Source organism: Clostridium sp. AF50-3 (assembly GCF_003477445.1).
In the GTDB taxonomy this organism is placed as follows: domain Bacteria; phylum Bacillota; class Clostridia; order Lachnospirales; family Lachnospiraceae; genus Otoolea; species Otoolea fessa.
The window spans coordinates 33,729-56,671 of record NZ_QUDH01000022.1; the positions used below are offsets into that span (position 1 = coordinate 33,729).

At 52.3% G+C, this 22,943-nt stretch carries 13 protein-coding genes and 5 pseudogenes; 1 reads left to right on the top strand and 17 read right to left on the bottom strand.

Going from position 1 to position 22,943, the window contains the following annotated elements; genetic code table 11:
- Positions 1–321: 321 nt before the first annotated feature.
- The 3 genes and pseudogenes from DW085_RS17035 to DW085_RS20045 all read right to left on the bottom strand — a co-directional run bounded on the left by DW085_RS17035 (position 322) and on the right by DW085_RS20045 (position 7,778).
- Positions 322–696 carry a TnpV protein gene (locus DW085_RS17035; protein WP_001129922.1) on the bottom strand — a complete coding sequence of 125 codons (375 nt, stop codon included), beginning with the start codon at positions 694–696 and terminating at the stop codon, positions 322–324.
- Positions 677–7,494, bottom strand: a pseudogene (locus DW085_RS17040) (SNF2-related protein). The gene DW085_RS17035 and the pseudogene DW085_RS17040 overlap by 20 nt, the downstream one beginning before the upstream one ends.
- Positions 7,422–7,778 (bottom strand): TnpV protein, encoded by a 357-nt coding sequence (locus DW085_RS20045; RefSeq protein WP_117472346.1) that lies wholly within the window; start codon positions 7,776–7,778, stop codon positions 7,422–7,424. Before DW085_RS20045 ends, DW085_RS17040 begins: the two are co-directional and overlap by 73 nt.
- Between DW085_RS20045 and DW085_RS20050 the strand changes: the two genes are divergently transcribed.
- On the top strand, positions 7,765–8,532 hold the full coding sequence (locus DW085_RS20050) for a hypothetical protein (protein ID WP_243034081.1): 768 nt from the start codon (positions 7,765–7,767) through the stop codon (positions 8,530–8,532). The genes DW085_RS20045 and DW085_RS20050 overlap by 14 nt on opposite strands.
- Positions 8,533–8,629: 97 nt before the next feature.
- On the opposite strand, the gene DW085_RS17045 is transcribed toward DW085_RS20050, so the two are convergent.
- The 14 genes and pseudogenes from DW085_RS17045 to DW085_RS17110 all read right to left on the bottom strand — a co-directional run.
- Positions 8,630–8,845, bottom strand: coding sequence for a transposon-transfer assisting family protein (locus DW085_RS17045; RefSeq protein WP_003526257.1), 216 nt, complete (start codon positions 8,843–8,845; stop codon positions 8,630–8,632).
- A 1-nt stretch (position 8,846) separates the two neighbouring features.
- A pseudogene (locus DW085_RS17050) lies at positions 8,847–12,214 on the bottom strand (LPD28 domain-containing protein).
- A gap of 6 nt (positions 12,215–12,220) precedes the next feature.
- A complete protein-coding gene (locus tag DW085_RS17055) occupies positions 12,221–12,499 on the bottom strand; it encodes an immunoglobulin (RefSeq protein ID WP_117822124.1) in 279 nt (92 codons plus the stop codon).
- Entirely contained in the window at positions 12,496–14,604 is a 2,109-nt protein-coding gene (locus DW085_RS17060) for a type IA DNA topoisomerase (protein WP_118493933.1), read from the bottom strand. The genes DW085_RS17055 and DW085_RS17060 overlap by 4 nt, the downstream gene beginning before the upstream one ends.
- Positions 14,591–14,794, bottom strand: a complete 204-nt coding sequence (locus DW085_RS17065; protein ID WP_118493936.1) for a hypothetical protein — start codon at positions 14,792–14,794, stop codon at positions 14,591–14,593. Before DW085_RS17065 ends, DW085_RS17060 begins: the two co-directional genes overlap by 14 nt.
- Positions 14,791–15,555, bottom strand: a complete 765-nt coding sequence (locus DW085_RS17070) for a DUF4366 domain-containing protein (protein ID WP_118493939.1) — start codon at positions 15,553–15,555, stop codon at positions 14,791–14,793. Before DW085_RS17070 ends, DW085_RS17065 begins: the two co-directional genes overlap by 4 nt.
- On the bottom strand, positions 15,545–15,802 hold the full coding sequence (locus tag DW085_RS17075; RefSeq protein ID WP_118493942.1) for a DUF4315 family protein: 258 nt from the start codon (positions 15,800–15,802) through the stop codon (positions 15,545–15,547). Before DW085_RS17075 ends, DW085_RS17070 begins: the two co-directional genes overlap by 11 nt.
- A 28-nt stretch (positions 15,803–15,830) precedes the next feature.
- Positions 15,831–17,566 (bottom strand): annotated as a pseudogene (locus tag DW085_RS17080) (CHAP domain-containing protein).
- Positions 17,559–17,942: a DUF3851 domain-containing protein gene (locus DW085_RS17085; RefSeq protein ID WP_005335863.1), complete on the bottom strand. Its 384-nt coding sequence runs from the start codon at positions 17,940–17,942 to the stop codon at positions 17,559–17,561. Before DW085_RS17085 ends, DW085_RS17080 begins: the two are co-directional and overlap by 8 nt.
- Positions 17,939–20,338, bottom strand: a complete 2,400-nt coding sequence (locus tag DW085_RS17090; protein WP_118493945.1) for a VirB4-like conjugal transfer ATPase, CD1110 family — start codon at positions 20,336–20,338, stop codon at positions 17,939–17,941. Before DW085_RS17090 ends, DW085_RS17085 begins: the two co-directional genes overlap by 4 nt.
- Positions 20,295–20,750: a PrgI family protein gene (locus DW085_RS17095; RefSeq protein ID WP_002576235.1), complete on the bottom strand. Its 456-nt coding sequence runs from the start codon at positions 20,748–20,750 to the stop codon at positions 20,295–20,297. Before DW085_RS17095 ends, DW085_RS17090 begins: the two co-directional genes overlap by 44 nt.
- Positions 20,751–20,770: 20 nt before the next feature.
- Positions 20,771–21,640: a VirB6/TrbL-like conjugal transfer protein, CD1112 family gene (locus DW085_RS17100; protein WP_118493948.1), complete on the bottom strand. Its 870-nt coding sequence runs from the start codon at positions 21,638–21,640 to the stop codon at positions 20,771–20,773.
- Positions 21,641–21,709: 69 nt separating this feature from the next.
- A pseudogene (locus DW085_RS17105) lies at positions 21,710–21,796 on the bottom strand (Maff2 family protein); the annotation flags it as partial.
- 90 nt (positions 21,797–21,886) lie between these two features.
- A pseudogene (locus DW085_RS17110) lies at positions 21,887–22,943 on the bottom strand (recombinase zinc beta ribbon domain-containing protein); the annotation flags it as partial.

The window sequence follows — 22,943 nt, forward strand, 5'->3', positions numbered from 1 at the left end:
CAGTGATAAATACTCCTATCACTGGGTAAATAACTCCAATAGCCCCAAAACACTTATATGTTTTCGGGCATATAAAATTACATGATAAAAGTATTCTTAAACTGGGTACAAAAAACTAAGCCCCATATTAAAAGTGAAACGAGACTGCTACTTTTTGTTCCCACTATCAAATTGACAGTTTATTTAAGAATACCTTGCCGCATATTTATTAACTCCTTGTATAATACTGAATCTAATTATATTCCTTAACCCTTTATTTGTCAAGCTGACAAACTAAAGCAGAAAAAGCGGCAGGATTTCCCCCTGCCACTAATCATCTGTTTATGCAAAAATAATTTCCTTTTCCACAATCTCCCTCGCACAAGCCCTTATGTTATTGAGGCATCCTGTCCATTCTAAGGCGTTTTCTGCCTTTAGCTGTTCCGTTATGCCCTGTGCCTGTTTCATACCCTCTATGAGCCTTTCAAAGCGTTCCTGTGCCTGTCTGTTGATGTCGGCAAGGTAGGCGTTTAGCCTGCCGCTTGTAAGAAGATTGGTGTATGTAACTTTACGGTACTGTTTTAGATAATCTAAATGCCGTTGCCCCCAGATGCCTATTGCCTGTTCTTCTTCGGCGGGTACAGTTAAGCACGGTATCAAATAATCCCCTTGCCTTTCGTATTTGCCGCCCAGTTCCTCAAATAATGATTTTGCCATTGTCTGTTACCTCCACATTCTTTTTTATTTTGAATGTCCGCAAAATCCGTCCTACATCTCCCGGTCTCCACGGACAATCCAGATCATGAAGTGCCACCAGACGGTCCTGCACATTGGTGCCTGCGCCCATCTTGGCGGTGCTGCCCAAAAGGACACGAACCTGACCGGTACGGACTTTAGAGAACAGCTCCTTTTTCCGCACTTCGGTATTGGCTTCATGGATAAAAGCGATCTGGTCGGCAGGCATCCCCTGGGCAATGAGTTTCTGACGAATATCGTCATATACCGTAAAGGTCGGTTCCTGCTCCGGCAGAGGCACAGCGCCTTCCAATGCGTGAAGCAGTGGATTATCCAGCGTTTTCGCCGCCTTGCTTGCAGGAGCTTTGGCCTGTGGTGTAGAAATGTCGCAGAACACCAGCTGGGTCAGCTTGTCAGCTTTGCCGTCCCGCCAGATCTGCATGATGTTGTCCACGCACTGATTGACCTTTGTGCCAGGTTCATCCGGCAGCATCTGGTTGACGATCCTCTGGTCAAGCCCCAACTTACGGCCATCCGAGGTAATCTTGAGCATGTTATCCTGGGACGGGTCAACGGTTCCGCTGTGTACCAGCGATGCACGCTCCGAAAGAGCTTTGACCATTTCCTGCTGATGTTCGGTGGGCTGCGCCACAACATTGTGGTATTCCACCTCCGGGGTAGGCAGATTCAGTTGGTCGGCGGTCTTGATGTCCGCCACTTCTTTGAACAGGTTCATCAGCTCAGGCAAGTTAAAGAACTTGCTGAATCTTGTTCTTGCCCGGTAGCCGGTTCCCTCCGGTGCCAGCTCCAATGCTGTGACGGTCTCCCCAAATCGGGAAGCCCAGCAGTCGAAGTGGGTCATGTTCAGCTCTTGCAGGCGTTCATATTGAAGATAACGCTGCATGGTGTAAAGCTCGGTCATGGAGTTGCTGACCGGTGTGCCGGTGGCAAAGATCACGCCACGGTTTCCGGTGATCTCATCCATATAGCGGCACTTGGCAAACATATCGGAGGATTTCTGCGCGTCCGATGTGGAAAGACCAGCCACATTCCGCATTTTTGTGTATAAAAACAGGTTCTTGTAGTTGTGGGCCTCGTCTACGAACAACCGGTCTACACCCAGCTGCTCAAAAGTTACCACATCGTCTTTTCGCCCCTCGGCTTGCAGCTTTTCCAGTCTGGCTTCCAGCGACTTTCTGGTACGCTCCAGCTGCTTGACGGTAAAACGCTCACCGCCGCTGGCCTGCACCTCTGCGATACCCTCGGTGATCTCGTCGATCTGCTCATAGAGAAGCCTTTCCTGACGCTCCCGGCTGATGGGGATACGCTCAAACTGACTGTGTCCCATGATGATGGCGTCGTAGTCACCGGTCGCAATACGGGCGCAGAACTTCTTGCGGTTATGGGTCTCAAAGTCCTTTTTGGTTGTGACTAAGATGTTGGCAGAAGGATAGAGGCGCAGAAACTCCGATGCCCACTGCTCAGTCAGGTGGTTGGGAACCACAAAGAGAGATTTCTGGCACAAGCCAGGCGTTTGGCTTCCATCGCAGCGGCCACCATCTCAAAGGTTTTGCCCGCGCCTACTTCATGTGCCAGCAGGGTATTTCCGCCATACAGCACATGGGCGATAGCGCTTTTTTGGTGTTCCCGCAGGGTAATGGCCGGGTTCATGCCGCCAAAAGTGATATGGCTGCCATCATACTCGCGGGGACGGGTAGAGTTCATTTCTTCGTTATACTGGCGCACCAAAGTCTGGCGGCGCTCCGGGTCTCTCCAGATCCAGTCCCTAAAGGCTTCCCGGATAGCCTGCTGTTTTTGGGCAGCCAGAGTGGTCTCCTTGGCATTCAGCACGCGGCGCTCTTTTCCGTCTGCGTCCTCTATGGTGTCATAGATACGGACATCCCGCAGGTTCAGGCTATCCTCCAAAATCTTGTAGGCATTGGCACGGCTGGTTCCGTAGGTGGTGTAGGCTGCCACATCGTTGTAGGATACAGAAGATTTCCCCTTGATCTGCCATTCAGCAGTAAAGGAGGAATAGTTGACCTCAATGCTGCGCTGGAGATAAACCGGGGTGTTGAAGGTCTCGTACATAAACTGCTGGATGTACTCCTTGTCAATCCAGGTAGCGCCCAGACGCACCTCGATCTCCGACGCATTCAGGTCTTTGGGCTGGGCGGCGGTAAGGGCTTCCACATTGACTGCATAAACCGGGTCCTGCTGTGCCGCCCTCTGTGCCTGACGCAGTTTGCGGCGTACATTGCCGGAAAGGTATTCATCAGCAGTCACATAATGGGGCGATCCGTCCTGTTCCAGCTGTCCCGGTACACGGAAGATCACACCTTGCAGTTCTCCCTCCAGTTCTTCTTTTGTTTTTCCGCTAAGCTGGCTCATATAGCCCATATCTACGCAGGCTTTTTCCGAGATGGACACCGCCAGTGCTTCGCTTGCCGTATCCACAGCAGCCACTGCCTGATGGGGCTTGATGGTCCGTTTGGTGAACATATCCGCCTTGCGCTCCAGCTTTCCGTCCTCGTCAATAACTTCCAGCGCACAGAGCAGGTAATAGGAAGAATCGTCTGCATAGGCCAGGCGGTTTGCACGGTCATTGATGAGACCGTATTTGGCAGAAAAGCTGTCATAGAGCCGGTTCAGTTCCGCCTGTTTTTGGGTAATGGTGCTGTCTGGAACCGCTGCATCCATCTGAAGGTCGATCAGTTCCTGCACACAATCACGCAGTCCCACAAGACCTTTCACGCGGGCTTCGGCGGTGGCGTTGAGGTCAGGGCGCACCATGCGGCTGTTTTCCCGGTAGTACACCTGTCCGTCTACAATGGCATAGGAATAGTTCTTCACATTTGGGTCAGCAGGAATGGAGGTGTCAATGGTTTCGCCCTCGCCCAGCTCCGGCAGTTCTGCCTCCTGATAAGTGCCATGAATGTACTTCACAGCATCATGCAGCTGATCGGAAAGCTCCAGTCCCTCGATAGGGTTCACGGTGTAATCCATACCATGAGCGGTGCTTACCGGCTCCTGTCTGCCCAGCACCATTTCTGGGTGGTCGATAAAATACCGGTTGATGGCAAACCCATCCTCCGTTTGTCCGATCTGGGTCCATTCCGGCACGATGTCCAGCGGGCGGTCCCGCTTTTGGAGGAAGATGATGTCCGATACCACCTCGGCACCGGCATTCTTTTTGAACGCGTCATTCGGCAGACGGATCGCTCCCAGCAGCTCAGCACGCTGGGCAAGATAGCGGCGCACGGTGGAATCCTTGGCGTCCATGGTATAGCGGGAGGTCACAAAAGCTACCACACCGCCGGGGCGCACCTGATCCAGTGCTTTGGCGAAAAAGTAGTTGTGAATACTAAAGTTTAACTTGTTGTAAGTTTTGTCGTTGACCTGATACTGACCGAAAGGCACATTGCCGATGGCAAGGTCAAAGAAGTCCCGCCTGTCAGTGGTCTCAAAGCCGCCTACTGTGATGTCCGCCTTGGGATAGAGCTGCTTTGCGATGCGCCCGGAAATCGGGTCCAGCTCCACACCGTATAGACGGCTGTTTCTCATTTCCTCCGGCAGCATACCGAAGAAGTTGCCCACACCCATAGATGGCTCCAAAATATTTCCGGTCTCAAAGCCCATGCGCCCCACCGCTTCATAGATTGCCTGGATAACCGTAGGGCTGGTGTAATGGGCATTGAGGGTAGAGCTTCTGGCGGCGGCATATTCCTCCGGGGTCAGCAACTCTTTCAGCTGGGCATACTCGGAAACCCATGCCAGTTTTTCCGGGTCAAAGGCATCTGAAAGACCGCCCCAGCCCACATAACGGGAAAGAATCTCCTGTTGTTCGGGGCTTGCCTGCTGTCCGGCAGCTTCCAGCTCTTTCAGCAAACGAATGGCATTAACATTTGCCTGGAACTTGGTTTTTGGACCGCCTTCGCCCAAATGCTCATCGGTAATGCGGAAGTTCTGTGCATTGCGGCGCAGGTTAGCCTTGTATTCCTCATAGGAGGCTTCCTCGGCAGCTTTGGCATTGGGGAAGGTCTGCCACTGGCCGTTGACCTGAATGGAAACCGGGTGTTCATCCAGCACTTCCTCAAAGGTTTTCTCCGGCTCTGTTACAGGGGCTGGCGGCTCCGGCTCCTCAATATGCAACCGTTCCACCACCACATCATAAGGTAGATGGTTCTTATCGCCCGGATAGACGGCCATGGTCTCGGAATGGAAGGTCGGGGATTCGGTAGCCGGTTGGGGCTGTTCCTGTCCAAAGCCGTCCTGCTGACGGGCATACATCCCGCGCAGCAAAGGCGCAACCTCATCCCAGCGGAAATACAGCACAGCCAGACGCTTTTCCTCTGCGTCCAGGACTTCCAGCTCCATGCCCTGTGCCGTGGTACGGTAATCGGCAATATCGCCGGTCTCCAGATTCAGGGTCTCGATCTCACCGGAATAGGCTCTGCTTAGCCAGTAGGCGATCTCACTGTTGCTCCTGCCAGATTGCAGTAGCGTGGAAAGCTGCTGTTTATCCGCTTCATCCATCAGTCCATGGGCCAATACATCCCGCAGGTCTTGATCTGCCTTGTCCGGGTCAATGGGAAGAAACTCGGTATAGTAAGCATTGCGGCGGTCTGCCCGAAGCAGCTGCTCGAACTGTTCTTTGCGCTCTGCCCGATAGATGGGATATACCATTCCGGTAGGCAGAAGCTGCACGGTGTCATCCCGTAGCTCGGTGATCTGATAGGCGTCATCCTCGATATACACGGTATCGCCCACGGCATAAACCGGGGCGGCTGGGTCATAGGAGGTTCTTTGCGGAGTCGGGCGGCGAACTGCATCATATTCCTCATCGGAAATGGAAACCTCGGAAGTCTGTTCTGTCTCGGCAGCTGCGATCTGCTCGGCATCCGACATCACCTGTTGGATAAACGGGTCATTGTCCAGTTTTTCCGGGTCTGCCACCTGTCCGTTGACGATCCCTCTTTCCTCCAGGGCTTCCCGGATGGCGATAGGGTCGATATTGTCAAAACGATCCTGTTCTTCTTCGGTATAGAACCGGTCCTCCTGAATCAGCTGGGCAAGCCTGCGCTGTACCTTCGGCCAGGGCAGCTGTGTTTCCTCCGGGCTTCCGGCACGGACAACGAACGGGCTGTTGCTGCCACCGTATTCCTGAGCCAGCCATGCAGCGGTATCCTTCTCTCTTGCATGGTCTTTCATATAGCGGACGACAGCGTGTTTACTCTCGATATTGCCGTTCCATGCACAAAGGGCAGTATCAATATCTTCCTGAGAAAGAGGGCGCAGAAGCTCATGGAGCTTTGGATAGGTTTCGTCGATCACTTCCCGGTGCAGGCGCTGGCGGAACTCCGGCACATCCGAATAAAGGCGGATCAGCTCCATATCCTTAGAGCCAAGAACCGCACGGCGCACAGCGGCATTGCCCTCGATGACAGCATTTTCACGGTCGGAATGACCGCAGGCATTTCGATATGCCACATCCTCAGATATGGCGGCAGTCACCACAGGCTTATACTGCTCAAACTGCTCCCGAAGGGTAGGCTTTGGCGTTTCTTCCTCTATCTCCGGCTGCTGGGCTTGAATGGCATCTTCTTCTGCCAGATCCTTTTCAGCCTGGATCTTGTCATACTGCGCTTGTTCCTGTTCGGTAAGATAGCGACCTTTCTGGACAAGTGAGGTAATGCGCTTGGAAACCTTTTCCCAGTTCAAGTGAACATCCGGGCAGTCCTGCTTTTTATAGTGCAGTCCTTTCCCATCGTGATCTTCGCCGCTGTGTGTTGCGCCGGACAGGGCATGAGAGCGTCCGCCAATGCCATACTCGTCTTTAAGGAATCTCACTTTTTCCTTATCCGTATGGTTTTCCATGAAGAACGCATAGATACGGCCTTTTCCTCCGGCGAAACTGCTTCCGCCGGTCATGGCGGCGTCGATCTCATCCTCGGTAATAAAGTGCTGGACGGTTGGCACTTGGGAAAGCTCTGAAGAAAAGGTCCTGCGTGGCAGGTCAAGGTCCTTCAGGTTCTCCCAGATCTCCCTCGGTCTATGATAGTGAAAACGCAACAGGTCACGGTCCTGCTGATAGGCAGTCCAGAAGGCAGCGTATTCTTCCTTGAGGGTCTGGCGGAAAGCCGGTTCACTCAGCTGCTCCGTCAGACGGCGGGTCTCCTCTGGGAATCCATTGCCTTTGATCTCTGACAGGCAGGACAAATATCCGGCTTTTCTGGCGTCCTCACTGAGATCGTGATACAGATGCCAGAGCTTTTCCGAGAGGAGGGATCGTTCATAGCCTGCCGCTTCTGCAAGCTCCACATTGGAGGCAAACTGACCACTTTCCAAAAGCTCCCCGATACGCTCTGCGGCACTCTCCCAGGAAATGACCTGGGCAGACCTGTCATAACGGACAGACTTCCCGTGGGAAAGATGGATACCATCCTCGGCATACCATGCACTCACACTGCCAAGGCCGTTGCCACCGTGGTACAGCGTTTTCAGTATCTCGGCAATCTCAGCGGTGGTTTTCTGCTTTTCAAAGGCTGCAACCACACGCTCCCTCTGACGGTCTGTATTGCCTCCCAAACGCAGCACATGGTCAATGTCATTTTGAGCAAAAGAAAAAGCAGAGGATGTATGTGCTACATTCTCTGCTTCATCTATGGATTGGATCTGTTCCGCTTCGGAGAGGAACAGGTTTAGAGTCAGCTGTTGATAAGCTCCGCCATCAGGATTTCCTCGGCCTGAGCTTTGCAGGTGTTCATCAGCCCCACCCACTTCATGGGATCGCTGGCTTTCAGTTCCTCGGTGGCTCCCGCTTCCTTCGCCAGCTGGGGCATCATCTGTTCCAGCCTGCTCTGGGCGGTCTCGTCGATCTCGATGAGGTGCGGGTACAGTTTCTCGCTCAGCAACATCTGGTTGTAGAGGATGGGACGGTGTTCTTTCAGGTAGGTTTTCCTCATCCTGCCGTACTTGCCCAGGGGTTTCTCCGGCTGCTGGCTCAGCTTCAGGTCGGGAATCTGATAGTCTCCGTTCTGGATGTAGGTCATGGGATTGTTCATCTTGCTTGCTCCTTTCTTGGTTGGCTTCGCGCTCTGCATTTCGGACGGTAACGCCGATCTGCCGCAGCACCTGCTGGTTGATCTGGCTGACCGCTGTTCCCAGCGCCCCGATGGTGGACGGGGTGTTGAAATCAAAGATCGCCATGAAATCTTCGTGGTCGAAGTAGCGTTCCGGCTCCAGTCCACAGCGGGACATCAAAGCGTAAGTGATGCTGACGGTGGCGGCTGCCTTGAACTGCACTCCGATGTTATACTCATCATATTCCTCCAAAAAGGAACCGTCAACGATATAGAAGAAGTCCTGCTGATGCTCCGTCCAGTATTCCTCAGCCAGTTTTCCGGCTACCTCAGTGAGCTGTCCGGCAAGGTCATCACCGGAAACATCATAGGTGCGCTCCAGCATGACCTGCACCGAATCCAGATGGCGCCCCTCCAGCTGCCACAGCCAAGGAGTGCGGGAATGTTCACGGGTTCCGGTGTCGGAAATATCAAAAACATAGCGCAGGCGGGGTCTGTCCCCGGAATCGTCCACCAGAGCAATCCCTTTGGAACCGCGCCTTACATACCGGCCCATCTTTTCATTCCACAAATCGTACTCCGCACAGGCGGTGGCGTCCGGTCGCTGGGCATAGATCATCAGCTGCTCATGGAACGGGTACTTGTAAAGGCGGGAAGCAGTAGTGAGAAACCCTGCCCATTCCTGCCAGCTCCCCGTGAGCTGTGTTGCCACCTTGTCCGCCATCTGTGCATATAGTTCAGCTTTGGTTGGCATAGTGTTCTGTCCTCCTTTCAGTTTTGGGGTAAAAAAGGTGGGGTGGCAGATCGCCACCCCACCCCTGTGGTTATGTTGTTTACTGGTCAAAATCCGGGTACAGCTCCAGTTCGGCAAACTTCTCATCGGTCATCGCACAGAGCTTCGTAAGGGCGCTGTCGGTCAACTCTCTCAGCTCCGTTTCCTCCGGCGAAAGCTCGCCGCGCATCTCACGCAGACTGTCAATCAGCCCGGTGCGGCTGCCGGTATTGTAAATGCACATCAGGTTCATTTCCTCAAAAGTAAAGTTTCCCATATCAAATCTCCCTTTCCGCACTCTTTTTGGGTGCTGTCTTTTTGTGTTCTGTCTTGGGCTGGCCTTTCAGCTGCTCCATGACGGACTTTTTCTTTTCCCGTTCCTCCCGATGGGTGGCGGCTGCCAACTCCATCAGGGAAATGGGCTGACCGCTTCGGGCCTGCTGTTCCAGCTCTGCCACCGTGGGTTCTTTTGCGCCATTGTTGATGATACCGTCGATCATGCCGTAATCGTCCTCCAGGGCCATTTCCGCATTTTTCAGCGGGTTTTCTGGCAGGAATCCGGGGATCTGGGTAAAACCAACGCTGTCACAGTAATGACAGGATACCTTACCGTCCCGCCTGATTGCAACGATGTCGCTGACGCTCATGGAGGGACTGTGAAAGTCCGCGGGCTTTTCCAGATTGAATTGCTGATAGAGTTTTTCCAGCTGCTCTGGCACAGTGCCAGACTCCCTCAGAGGAGCTGTGTAAATGAGGTCATAATTGCTGCGGTCTATGGAAATGTCATGGGACTTTAACCAATCCAGATTCATAAAGCGCACATTCTGCGGATCGTCACGGCTCACCTGATAGATGGCAAAGCAATCTCTGTTCTGAGAGAGAAATGCCTGTTCCCGTTCCTGCTGATGTTCCTGACGCTCCATGACCTTTTCGTGGAACTGAGGGCTTTTCTCCCATTCCTCATGGTCCACACCGAAAAGACCGCCATGATCCATGATTTCCTGCGGGTCAAACACCATGCTCTCCGTATTGTCCTCATGCAGCACATAGACGGTCAAACCGGCGGCATCCAGTTCCAGCGCCCGTTCTCTGGTAACAGGGAGCATCCCATCATAGGAGTAGCCATATTCCTGCATATCCGGTGTGGATACCTGCTCATCCGGCATGGGGTATTCATCCAGTGCCTGCTCCTGCGCTTCCGGCAGCTGGGAAGAAGCGGTCATCTGACTTGCCTCTGCCTGCATCTGCTCATAAGCAGCTTCCTGCAAGGTCTCAACCATAGACAAGGGAGCGCGTCTGAGCGAAGTGCTGTCCAGATCGTTATCATCACAAATCTGGAGAACTACCTTCATGCAGGAAAGCTCCGGCATATCCAGCTGACCACCATCCAGCTCTTTCATGGACGCAGCATCGTAAAGAGTGTAGTCCCATCCGCTGTCACAAGGTTGGATATGAAGATAGGTAGTATCGTTGATCAGAAACAAAGCCTCCTGCTGGTTGGCGTCCGCTCCCAGCACCTCCATTTCCGGCATGGCCGCAGCCAGTTCCTTTACCGCTTTTTGCACCAACGGATTATCACGGTAATAGTCGATTGCCTGAATGGTGTCCAGGTCAATGGTCTGCCCGGTCAAAATCGGAAAAGGTCCTTCATAGTCGCTTCCATCTTTCAGCTCAAAGCCAATGCCCTTGATCCCATTCATTCGCTCTGCCGGAATCTCCTGATAAATGCGGACAGCTTCCTCCAAAGACAAGTTATCGTGGTATTCTCCGAGGTTTGGAAACTCCATGCACTCTGCTACATAGTAGGTTAGATTGCCGGTCGGCTGCTCTATCGGGGCGGTTTCCGGCTCTGCCTTTGCATGGGGATCAATCCCACGCTCTTTGCATATTTCCTTATAGTGGCGCTCAATGTCAGAGATCAAAGTGCCGGAGGTTTTGTTGATGGTCTCCAAACTGGCTCTCAGTTCTTTCAGTTCCTTGCCCTGACTCCAGCTTGCAATATAGCCGAAGCTGTTTTCTCCGGTCTCGATGCCAAAATATTTGCAGACTGCGTAGGAGATGCTTTCAGCCTCCACTTCCTCCGTGTGGCGGTCTTTCCTATGTTCTTGCAAAAACTGGGTGAGGGTAGAAAAGCCGCCAACAAAATTCAGCCCTTCTTCCTCGGTCAGCATCAGGCGTCCATCTTCCGCCAACTCCAGCGGCTCTGTCAGCAGAACGGAACCTGCATGGTTTACAACTACTTGTTCTTCTACACAGACCGGCTCTCCGGGGTCGTAGTCAGAACCGCGCAGGTCATAGCAATAAACGCCCTCCGGCAGATTATCACGGGCAATCCGCCCATTGGAGAACAGACCGGGTTTATCAAACAGCTCGATCTCCTGATATTGCTCGTCATTGGCAATCTGAATCTTTTTCTGATTGTGGAGCTTGCTGTGGGCAATCTCGTGTACTGTGGCCGAAACCGTCTGCACCTCACTCATGCCCTGGCGAATGGCAATTTTCTGATGATCGGCAGAAAAATAGCCGTCCGTATCGGCGGCCATTGCTTCAAAAGTAATCGGCACCGGCGCGCTGCGGCGCAGGGCTCCATGAATGCCTCATAATTTGGCACATTGCCGGAAAGGGAGGAAGCAAGCTCAGGCAAAGGTTTCCCGTCGGTCTGGCTCACATCAAAGACCTTGACCGGGCGAAACATGGGGATCTCGATTTCTTTTTCCTCTGTGACGATCTTTCCGTCTTTATCCAAAATCGGAGCCTTGGTATCCGGGTCCAGTTTCTGCTCCTCGATTTTCTTCTTATATGGTGTGGGAGCAATGATGGTAATGCCATGCTCGCCCTTTTTTACATGACGCTCAAACTGGTCTTTCCACTTATTGTATCCGGCTACCAATGTAGCGTCCGGCTTCTGCATATAGATGAGCATGGTGTTGTTTACCGAATAGCGGTGGAAGCGGGACATGACGGACAGATAGCGCATATACTTTTCACTCTCAAACAGTTCTTTGATCCCCTGCTCGATGCCATCTGTGATTTCCCTTAGCCGCTCTCGGTTGGTGGGTTTGTTCTCAGCCATGATTTTCAATCTCCTTTCCAAGTGTGTGATTTCTGCTGTGTGTTCTGCAATCCATGCCTTTTGTTCTTCTTCACTTTCATAAAGAAAAAGGTCCAACAGGTACTCTACATAGGTTTTCTTCTGGATTGCTTCCACAAAACGGGGGTGCGGTTCTTCCTCCGGTGTCCGGGGAGAATTGTCGGCCTCCCATTTTTTCAGCAGATAGTAGTAATCGGACAGTACGCGATAACACCGCTGCCGGTCCTCCCGAAACTTTTGTGCCTCTGTTTTCTGCCGGACATATCTCCTACGGGGAGGGGCCTGACTGTCATAGATCAGGCCAAAGTCCTGTGCCAATTTCTCTGCCGCTTCTTTTGGGGAGAGGTCAAAGAGCCTTGCGGTAAAGTCGATCACATCCCCATCTTCACCGCAGCCAAAGCAGTGGAACCGCTGGTCTACCTTCATGCTTGGGTTCTTATCATCGTGAAAGGGACAGCAGGCCATGCCATTTCGTTTGACCTCGATCCCATAAAACGCTGCCGCATCTCTGGTGCTGACCGACTGCTTGACTGCTTCAAATACATTCTCTGTCATGTGCCTTTAACTGCCGGACTTTCGCATAGGAGGCTGGTATCCGGCAGCTTTCGCACGCTCACTGGCGGCTTTGCGGCGTTCTGCGCTATATGGCTCCCGGACTGATACACACCGCTTGGGGACGATAAAGTTATGGGCGTCCTTTCGGGTGATCTGGTCGGGGTGCTTTTTTGCCAGCAGTTCCAGCTTCTCCATCAGACGGGGATCGTGGGTATAGACCTCAGCCATTGGTTCTGCCTGGTTATAGAGGAGAATGGTTTCCCGTTCCACTAAAGAGAGCTTCATCGGCTGCCTCCTTTCCGCTGGTCAAATTCCAGCTTAAAGTTGGCGTACTGTCCATCGTCCTCCAAAACCACAGCGGCATCGTAGATCTTGCCAGTTTTCTCAGAATATAGGCCCGTTACACGGACACGGCCATCTTTCAGCAGTGCAGACACCACAGCCTTGGTCGGCTGTTTTTTCTTGGCAGCCCACCATTTGTTATTTTTCCAGATTGCAAATTTGCAAGAATCATTCTGACAGAAGAAGCCTTTTTGCAGTTCTGCAACTTCACCGCCGCAGCGAGGGCATTTGCCTACCACATCACGGGGCGGGGAGAACAGGTACTCGGTTCCCTTGATGACCTGATAAGTTCCCACCAGATCTTTCAGCATGGTGCTGATCCCGTCCAGAAACTCCTCCGGGGCAAGCTGCCCGCGCTCGATCTCTCCCAGGCGGTACTCCCACTCGGCAGTCAGAAGCGGCGATTGCAGCTGTTCCGGCAAGACTGTTATCAGGGAGACTGCATCGTGGGAAGGGAGAAGCTGCACCGTTTTCCTGTTCTTTTTTCGTTCCAGAAAACCGGCAGATACCAGCTTTTCCAAAATACCGGCACGGGTGGCCGGTGTCCCCAGACCTTTTCGCTCGGCATCCTCCGGCATATCCTCTTTTCCGGCAGTCTCCATCGCGGACAATAGGGTGTCCTCCGTAAAGTGCTGAGGCGGACTGCTTTTGCCTTCTTTGACGATTGCCGCAGCAACCGAAAGGGTCTGTCCTTCAGTCAGCTCCGGCAGGGCTTTCTCTGCGCCCTCTTTTTTCGGCTCCGCATCCTTCATTTTGGCACGGTAGGCGTCCTCCAGTGCTTTCCATCCGGGGTGCTTCACCGTTTTTCCTTTGGTAGTAAACTCCCCACCGGCACACGCTGCAATCACAACGGTTTCCGAATAGATATGGGGCTGGGCCACGGCACACAGCAGACGCAGGGCCACCAGCTCCAGCACCGCTTTTTCTCCCGCAGGAAGGGCAGAAAGGTCTGCATCCTTGAGATTTCTGGTAGGGATTACTGCGTGGTGGTCGGTTACTTTCTTATCGTTGATGACCGTATGCGGATCACAGGTAATGGCGATTTCTTTGCAAAAAGGCATGGCGTTGGCAACCAAGTTCACCAGCACCGGCAGGCTGTCTGCCATATCACCGGTCAGATAGCGGCTGTCAGTACGGGGATAGGTGCAAAGCTTCTTTTCATACAGACTTTGCAGATAGTCCAGGGTCTGCTGGGCTGTAAATCCAAGCAGGCGGTTGGCATCTCTTTGCAGAGTAGTCAGGTCATAGAGGGCAGGCGGCTTTTCAGACTTTTCCTTGCACTCCACCTTTTTGATTGTGACATTTGCACCCTGACAGGTTTCTTTCAGCTGCTCAGCAGCGGCCTTATCCGCCATGCGCTCCCCGGATATGGTAAGACCGGGCAGCTCAAGCGCCACGGTATAAAATGGAACCGGCTGAAAGGTGTCGATCTCAGCTTCTCGCTGAACAATAAGCGCCAGCGTCGGGGACATCACGCGCCCGATGTTGAGGGTTCGGTGATACAGCACGGAAAAAAGCCTTGTCGCATTGATCCCCACCAGCCAGTCGGCCTTGGCACGACAAAGGGCAGCATCTCGAAGTCCATCATAGTCCGCACCGGAGCGCAGGTTTGCAAAGCCTTCCCTTATGGCGGAGTCCTCCATCGAAGAAATCCAGAGCCTTTTCATCGGCTTCTTGCAACCTGCCAGCTCATAGACGCTGCGGAAGATCAGCTCACCCTCGCGTCCGGCATCACAGGCATTTACCACTTCCGTCACATCCGGGGCATTCATCAGCTTTTTGAGAATATCAAACTGCTTTTTCTTATCTTTTCCTACCACCATCTGCCAATGTTCCGGCAGGATAGGCAGATCATCATATCGCCACTTGGCATACTTTGGGTCATAGCTGTCTGCATCCGCAAGACCGGCCAGGTGGCCCACGCACCAGCTGACACGCCAGCCGTTGCCCTCCAGATACCCGTCCTTACGGACGGTTGCGCCGATCACCGCCGCCAAACTCTGGGCAACTGATGGTTTTTCGGCAATTACCAATTTATGTTGAGCCATGATGGTTCCTCCTCTCTTTGAGCCATCGGGACATTTCTCGGTGACAGATACCTACGCAGGGGCTTCCATAACTCCCGCAACCATAGCAGGGGTGGCTGTGGGATAAAGAATGAGGACGGGAAGTTTCCTTCCCGCCCTCCGGCCTGCGTGTCATCATGCGTTCATAGGGACTGTCTGTGAAACGGGTCATTTCACACTGTCCTCATCATCTTCTTCTGTGCTGCCCCCGTCAGCATCCGGTTCTTCCGACTCCTCATCCTCGGTTTCCCATTCCTCGGAATCTTCCTCGCCATAATCATAATCGTCCAGACTGTCATTGCCCTTGGTCTTAGGCTTATTCTTAATGAGCTTCAAGTAGGCAAATACGCCACCGCCTCCAAGCAGAGCCAGCAAAAGGACTATCGCAGCCGGGTTCAGTCCGGCAGGCTTCTCTTTTTCCGGTTCCGGTGTTTCTGCCGGAGGTTCCGGTGCTTTGCCCGTACATTTACTCTTATCAGTTGCGCAGACCGGGCAAGCCGTATTGACTGCCCCTGCTTCACATTTTGTTGAACAGCTGCATACCGCAGGCATCTCCTCTTTGGGTTTTCCATCTTCCATCAGCGCCGCAAGGTCTGCATCGTCCACCTGATTCAGAAAGTGAACAGCAGTCTCCTTGTCCTCATTCGCCCTATCAATCAGGATGTAAAAGTAATTTCCAGCTTTGGTCGTAACAGTAATAAGCTGCTTATTGCCTCCAAAATCATCCACCAATGCCGCATTCCCCTCCGGTGTAAGTGCCGGTGCCGGTTCTGTTTCTTCCACAATCACATTGCTGTCATTGGTAGAATCCTCTGCCGGTGCCGCCGGAGCCTGTTCTGACCCCTGTGCGAAAGCAGGGATCGTAAAGCCAAATACCACAACCATTGTCAGGCAAAGGGCGGAAAGTGTTTTGCAAATTCTTTTATTCTTCATAAGCGGTAGCCTCCTGATTATTTGATTCCGACAGTGCTGTATCTCTGCCGTGATTCATTCCACCGGAAAGCATAGCGTCCAGCTGTGCTGGAGTCATGCGTAACGCACGAACCATCTGAACGATTTCCAGATTCTCTGCCTCCGTTTTCTGTGCTTCCAGGGTCTTGAGCTTTTCCTGATATTCCGCAATCTTCTCACGGGTTTTCTCAATTTCCTGGTCAATACGTTCAATTTTGTTTTTTGCCATAACCGTTCACTCCTTTCCACAAAGTCTGTTACCAGTTCATCAGGCCATAGCCTTAATGCTTTGATAATTCAGGTCATAACTTTTGATCTTGCAGGCATCGCCGGAATTTCCCTCCACGGTATAAACACGGCTGCCATCCGTACCGATCACGATACCCACATGGTCTGCTGTCCCATCCAAATCCCAATCAAAGAAAATTGCATCTCCGGGAGCCAGATTGTTATAGCCTCTTGCACCCCATTGTCCATGAGACTGGAACCACGGAACGCCCTGCCACTCACAGCCTGCAAAGCGCGGCTCACTTTTTCCAGCCTGGTTATAGCACCAGGATACGAAGCAGGCGCACCATTCCACACGGGAGTCAAAGCCGTACCAGCTCCAGTAGGGATAACCGCCCACATTGCCCACCTGACGCTTGGCCAGTTCCACCAGCTGAGGATTGCCGGGGCGGGTACCGTTAATGAACTGCACACCGGACAGATCTTCCGAGCCGCTGGTATCAGGGGAGCCGCCGCCAAACAACAGCGGCTTATTGCCCATGGTCTGCCGGTAAACCTGATACATTTTCATCTGCTCCGGGGTCAGAAGCTCCGACACCACAGCGGAAATGGGCTTGCTGGCGAGTTTCACATTCAAAATGTAATACTCATAGGGAACTTCTTCTGAGGTGGTCTCACCGGTCTCCGGGTCGGTGGAGGTCTCCGTGCGGTAGCGAATCTCCACTTCCTCAGTAAGCGTCAGCTGATACTGTGCTGCAAACACACGCGCCAGCTCTGCCTGAGCGCTCTGCCGGGTGTAGCCTTGCAAGACGGCAGAGAGAAATGCTGCCAGCTCATGAGGGTCATGGCCGATCATACCAAGGTCATAGCGATACTCGTCATACCCTGGGTGACTGCTTTCTATGTTGTCGATTTCCTCCTGCAACTGGGCTTCTCTGGCTGCATAATCTGCCTCCACCGCCAGCATTTCCGGGTCATCCGACGGATAGGTGGTGCCGGAGAGAACGGAACCGATGCTCTGCGCCATCATGGAGCAGGAGGACATGGTATTCATCAGCATACAGGTAATGAGGAACAAAACCCCTGCCATCAGGAAACCCTTCTTGTGGCGCATGACGAATGCCCCTGCCTGCTGTGCCTTTTCTTTTACCGTCCTTGCGGCTTTTCCTGTTTTGGATGCAGCCTGGGCGATATTTCCAGCAGTCTGACCGGCATGTTTGGCGGCGGCATACTGCTTTTTGATGGCCTGCTTTTGCTGCCAGCGGGAAAGTGGATTGCTGGCAAACTGGGGATTTTCCTGCAAAGATTTCTGGTACAGAACATTTACATTTGCCTTTTCCAGTTGGCGCTCTGCCTGTGCTGCTTTGCGGTACGGCTTCAGCTTGTGGCTGCGATAGCCCTCCCGCACCAGATAAGCGCCGGTCTCCACCGCTTCCTCGGACTTGTGGGCGCTTTCCACGCCCACATTGTCCTGTTCTGTTTCCCGGATCTCTTTGTGGAGCTTGCCCGCAACCAGATGGACGGGAGCTTCCTTGACCCCTTGAGAAAGTTTGGAGGGTGGCTTTTTCTTGTCCTCAAAGGTCAGCTTCGAGGTCTTTTTTCCGGTATCCGGGTCGATGACCGTCTGCCTGACCTTTTTCTTTGGGATATTGGCCTGCGCCATATCTGCTCTGGCCGCAGCTTTCTCCGCTTTACGGATCGGCTTTTCCAGTGCAGGGTCAGACCGTTCCTCATCAGTAAAGCGCAGGCGCGGCTCCTTATTCAAACCATTCTCCCAGCATGAGGGAGGACATCATGTAGTGCAGCTCTGCATAAATGGCCATTCCCACAGGATCGTTGAACATACAACCGGACAGGTAGGCGTAAAACTGTGCCACCACATCGGACAGGATTTTCGCTTCGGTTCCTTCCAGAACCAGACCACCCATACCTTCCTTGGCACGGATGGTGCTCCAGACCTCTGCCAGACGGAGCAGCCCCACCTGACCGGTCTCATTCAGTTCGGCTGCCTGATCTGCCGCCGTGCGGCACTCACTTACCGCATCGGCCATGACCGTAAGCAGCTGGCTGCGCTGGGCATTTACCGCCCTGTCAAAAAACATCAGCGGGTTTTTATTCAAAATGTTGGGGTTCATAATCATTCATCCTCCTTTTTCAATTCTTGAGGTTTGGTGGTCATAATGCGGTAAAGTTCGGTGTTCTTCGGGAAGTGGTCTACAAACGGCAGGATCGTGGAGCCATAGAACAGCAGGCCCTCGCCCTCACCGGAGTGGGTCACATAGCTAAGCTGGTGCGTGGAAATCCCCAGTTGCTTCGCCAAAATCTGACGGTCTCCGCCTGCCTGGTTAAGCATATACACGAAGTCCGAGTTTTCAAAGATGTTCTCTACCTCGCGGCTGCTCAAAAGGTCTTTGACATTCTGGGTGATACCTGTCGGAATACCGCCCCATTTTCTGAATCGCTTCCAGATTTCCACCGTATAGGCGGCGGTCTGCTCCTCCTTCAAAAGCAGGTGCATCTCGTCGATGTAGTAACGGGTGGACTTGTGGGCGGCACGGTTGATGGTAACGCGGTTCCACACCTGATCCTGTACCACCAGCATACCGATTTTTTTAAGCTGCTTGCCCAGTTCCTTGATGTCGTAGCAGACAATCCGGTTATCAATATCCACATTGCTCTGATGATTGAACACATTCAACGAACCCGTTACATAGATTTCCAATGCCGTTGCAATGTACTGAGCTTCTTTTTCTTCCTGCTCCCGCAACAGGTTATAAAGGTCCTCCAAAATCGGCATATTCTCTGGCTTTGGGTCATTGAGATATTCGTTGTAAACCAGCCGTACACAACGGTCAATAATGGTTTTCTGCACCGGCTGCAAGCCCTCCTTACCGCCCACGATCAGCTCACACAAGCTGAGGATAAAGTCAGACTTGAGTGACAGCGGGCTTTCATCATCCGAATAGTCCAGATTCAGATCCATCGGATTGATATAGTTGGTTGAAGTAGGTGAGATCTTGATGACCTGCCCATGCAGACGCTCAACAAGAGGTGCGTACTCCGCTTCCGGGTCACAGATAATGACATCATCGCTGGTAAGCAAAAAACAGTTGGCAATTTCTCGTTTTGCGCTGAAGGACTTACCGGAACCCGGCGTACCCAGAATCAGACCATTTGGGTTTTTCAGCAGCTTTCTGTCCACCATAATGAGGTTGTTTGACAGAGCATTGATGCCGTAGTACAGGGCTTCTTTCCCATTCTGGAACAGTTCCTGCGTAGTAAAGGGCACAAAGATAGCTGTGGAACTGGTGGTCAGTCCTCGCTGAATCTCAATCTGATTGAGACCCAGAGGCAGACAGCTCATCAGCCCTTCTTCCTGCTGGAAGTCCAGCCTGGTCAGCTGACAGTTATACTTCTGGGCAATAGAGCCTGCCTGAAAGATGTTGTTGCCAAGCTGACGGGGATTGTCCGCTGTGTTCAGCACCAGAAAGGTCAAAAGGAACATTCTCTCATTGCGGCTCTGCAAATCCTGCAAGAGTTTTTTCGCCTCACTGCCGTAGGTAGCAAGGTCAGATGGAATGATGTCCATGTCGTATCCGGCACGGACTGCTTTTTTCTGCTCCTCGATCTTGCTGCGGTCCAGGTCGGTAATCTTTCGCTTTACCGTTTTGATGGCTTTCACCTGATCCACCGACTGAATATGCATACTCACAATGAGCGAACTTTCCATATCCAGAAAATCAGCCAACAGACGGTCATTCAGCTCCGGTGCGAGAATCTGCAAAAAAGAAACAGTCCCATATTTCTTACCCATACGGAACTGCTTGCCGGTGCGGAACTCAAAGGAGCTTGGTGCAATAAAATCCTTTGTGGACAGACCGGAAGGAGCCAGCCAGTCCCATTCAAACAGAAACGGGAGTTGTTCATCCATGTGGAATACCGCATGAAGCTGAAAAAGCCTTTCTTTACCGTCCAGCGTTCTGGCAGCTACACCAAGACGCTTGAAGTTATTAAGTATATCGGTCTCAATACGCTCCAGACGGGGCTTGGCGGCTTTGATGCTGTCCGCGTCGATACCAAAGGTCAGGTATTTGGTCTTGATGAGACCGTTGTTACCTCTGGCCAGCTGATTTTGCAGCATTGTGGTGTATTCCTCGCGGATACTGTCAAAGGCGTCCCTCTGGGGCGGGATGGAAATGGAGTTAGCAAAGGTCTCCTCCGATGCCGCAAGGTTCAAAAAAGACAGCTGGAAATGAATCGAGCTGTCAAAATAATTGAGGAAATCACACCACCCCTCAAAGATTGCCGTCTTATCTTCGTTTTGGGAGAGCTGATAGTTGATGTCCTGAAACTGGATGGTCTTTGTGTAGTGGCTGTCCGATATGCGGCAGATTCCGTCCGGCCACATCCGTTCATAAGGGATACTGTCCTGCGCGGATTTTTCCTTTTTGTCCGTGCGGTTGGCGCGGGCAATGGCCGCTTCGATCTGCTTCTTATCGGCGCGGGACAGCTTTTTCTTTGTCTTTACCGGCTGCACAGTTTTTTCCTCGGTTTTTCCGAACATCCGATGCAGCCATTTTTTTATTGCGGTGAACAATGTCATACACCTCCTTATCGAGCATTTCCTGCCGCTTTAATACGGCATAAAAGTTGTTGGTCTGGTAAGGTCGCTGCTTTGGACGGATTACAGCTACTTTGAGAATGTTGCCCACGATCTTTTCCAGGGGCTGTCCATGCTTTTCGTACATAGCCAGCATAAAGAAGGGCAGCATAACCAGCATCATACACATAGCCGCTACACTGTTTCCGGTAGGTTTTCTGAGCAAAAAGAAAAGCGGTACGCCAATAAGCGCTCCGCCCGTGAAGCAGATAAGCTGCCGCTTGGTCAGATTGAACATGACCTTTGTTTTGACTTTTGTTAAGTCCTTGGGTACGGGTACATAAGCCAATGTGGAAACCTCCTTCCGTTTTAGTGCGCCTGAAAGACTGATTTGGCGAGACTGCCTGTTTTGAACAGCGTAAAACATAGCAGTACGGTGTAGCCCACGCAGCTCCAGATTGCCATGATGATGTCATCTTCCAGAGCGATGTTCTGCACCAGCACAGCATAAATTGCCACGCAGACGATAATGAGAAACGCCTGAAAGCCCAGTGCCAGCAGAGATCGGAGGTAATTCTGTCCCATACCGCCCCATTCTTTGCCCATCATTGCAGCCATTGGAACGGGAGCCACCGAAGTTACAAGGTATATCTCGATCATACGGCCATAAATAACGATAAAGATACAGATATACAACGCCCACATGGTAATGCCAATAAAGAGGGATTGGAACCACAGTCCGAACAGCGGTCCCAAATCCATTTCCATCAGCCTCGGTTCCAGATCGGTCATAACTGAGGAAATGTCAATGGACGCATCCGAATTGATAATCCCTGCCGCCTGCGCCACCACGCTCTGCGCCATATCAAAGACGCCCATCACGATATTCCATGTGTTTGTGACAATGAGGATGGCGGCAGCTGATTTGAACACCCACTTGAAAATCATCCAGGTATCCACATCATGCAGGTTGTTCTTGTCTGCAATCATCTGGATCAGGTCTACGGTCATAACGATAGCCAGGATCACACCTGCAATCGGCACCATGATGGAGTTGGACAGATTCTCAATCATATTGAAAATACTGTCATTCCATCCCTGTGGGGTCTGTCCTACCTGTACGGATATATCCGCGACCTGTTGGTTTACGCTGTCAAACATCCCCGAAAGGTTGCTCATAATACCGCCCACCAGCATTTCTTTCAGCCAATTTGTCAGGGCTTCAAGTAAGAAATCCATACGGTGTCAACCTCCTTTCCGCCGCCCCCGCAAAGCTGCGGGAGCGGCAAGGATTTCATACGGAGACGCTTAGACAGAGAACAGCCCGGAGAGCAGAGGTACAAGGACCATGCCGACTACGGCTACACCAGCACCGGCCATGAGCTGTTTTATCCCCAATTAGGTGTAAAACTCTGCTCGATGGCGGGCGGCGGCGTACAAAAAATCTATATGGTGTTTTTAAGAGAACCGTCCCGGCGGGACAGGTCAGGCAGTGACCTGTTCCACCTCCGGGATGGGTTTGAGATTAAAATGAATTTCGATAGAAATGTGTCTTGTTTTATCTTCGTCAATGCGCTCATGCACGACGATTTCTTTGATTAAGCGGTTAAGGGTGGCTGCGTCCAGCTCTGTGATATTGGCGTATTCCTGAATGGCTTCCACCCATTGTTTTGCGTCATTGGCAAGCTGGACTTCATCGGACAGCCGCTTCCTGCCCTCGGACACTTTTGTTTTAAGCTCCGTCTGCTCAGTCTGTGTCTTTTCCAGCATGGTGTTGAAATTCTGCTCACTGATACGCCCTGCAATCATATCCTCATAAAGCCGCATTACCATTTTGTCCAGAACCTCAATCCGTTCCTCGTCCCTTGTAAGGGAACGTTCCATTGCTTCCCGTTGTTCCCGCTGCTCGGCTTCACAGGTATTGGTCAGGCGGTCGGCAACCGCTTCCCCGTCCATCAGGCAGCTCTGGCACATTCCCGGATTTTCCGCAGCACATGGCTGTAAAGGGTGTCATAGTCAATCCGGTGCTGGGTGCAGTGGTTCTTTCCAAAGGCATTGTAGGTCTTGCAGGAGTAAATCTGCTGGGGATATTTTGCGTTTGTGTAGCGTATCGTCAGAGACTTCCCACACTCGCCGCATTTTATCAGTCCGGCAAACAGGCTGATTTCATTGGTCTGCCCCGGGCGCTGGCGGGATTTCAGCTTGTTCTGCACAATATCAAAGCTCATGCGGTCAATCAGCGGTTCATGCTGTCCCTCCACCACAATCCAGTCCTCCGGCTTCTTTTCCCCAATTGTGCCGATTTTGAAACGGTAGTCTTTTTTCTGGGAAGCAATCGCCCCGGTGTAGACGGGATTCATCAAAAGGTCTTTGATAACGGAGAAGTCCCACATATACCGCCCATTTTCCGGGTCTTTCTTTTCCCATTTGGTACGGGTATTGCGAAGCCCCCGTTCCCGGTTCCACCATGTGGGGCAGGGGATTTTTTCTTCCTCCAGCCGTCTGCGGATATAGTTCGGACCATGACCGTTTAGGGCATATC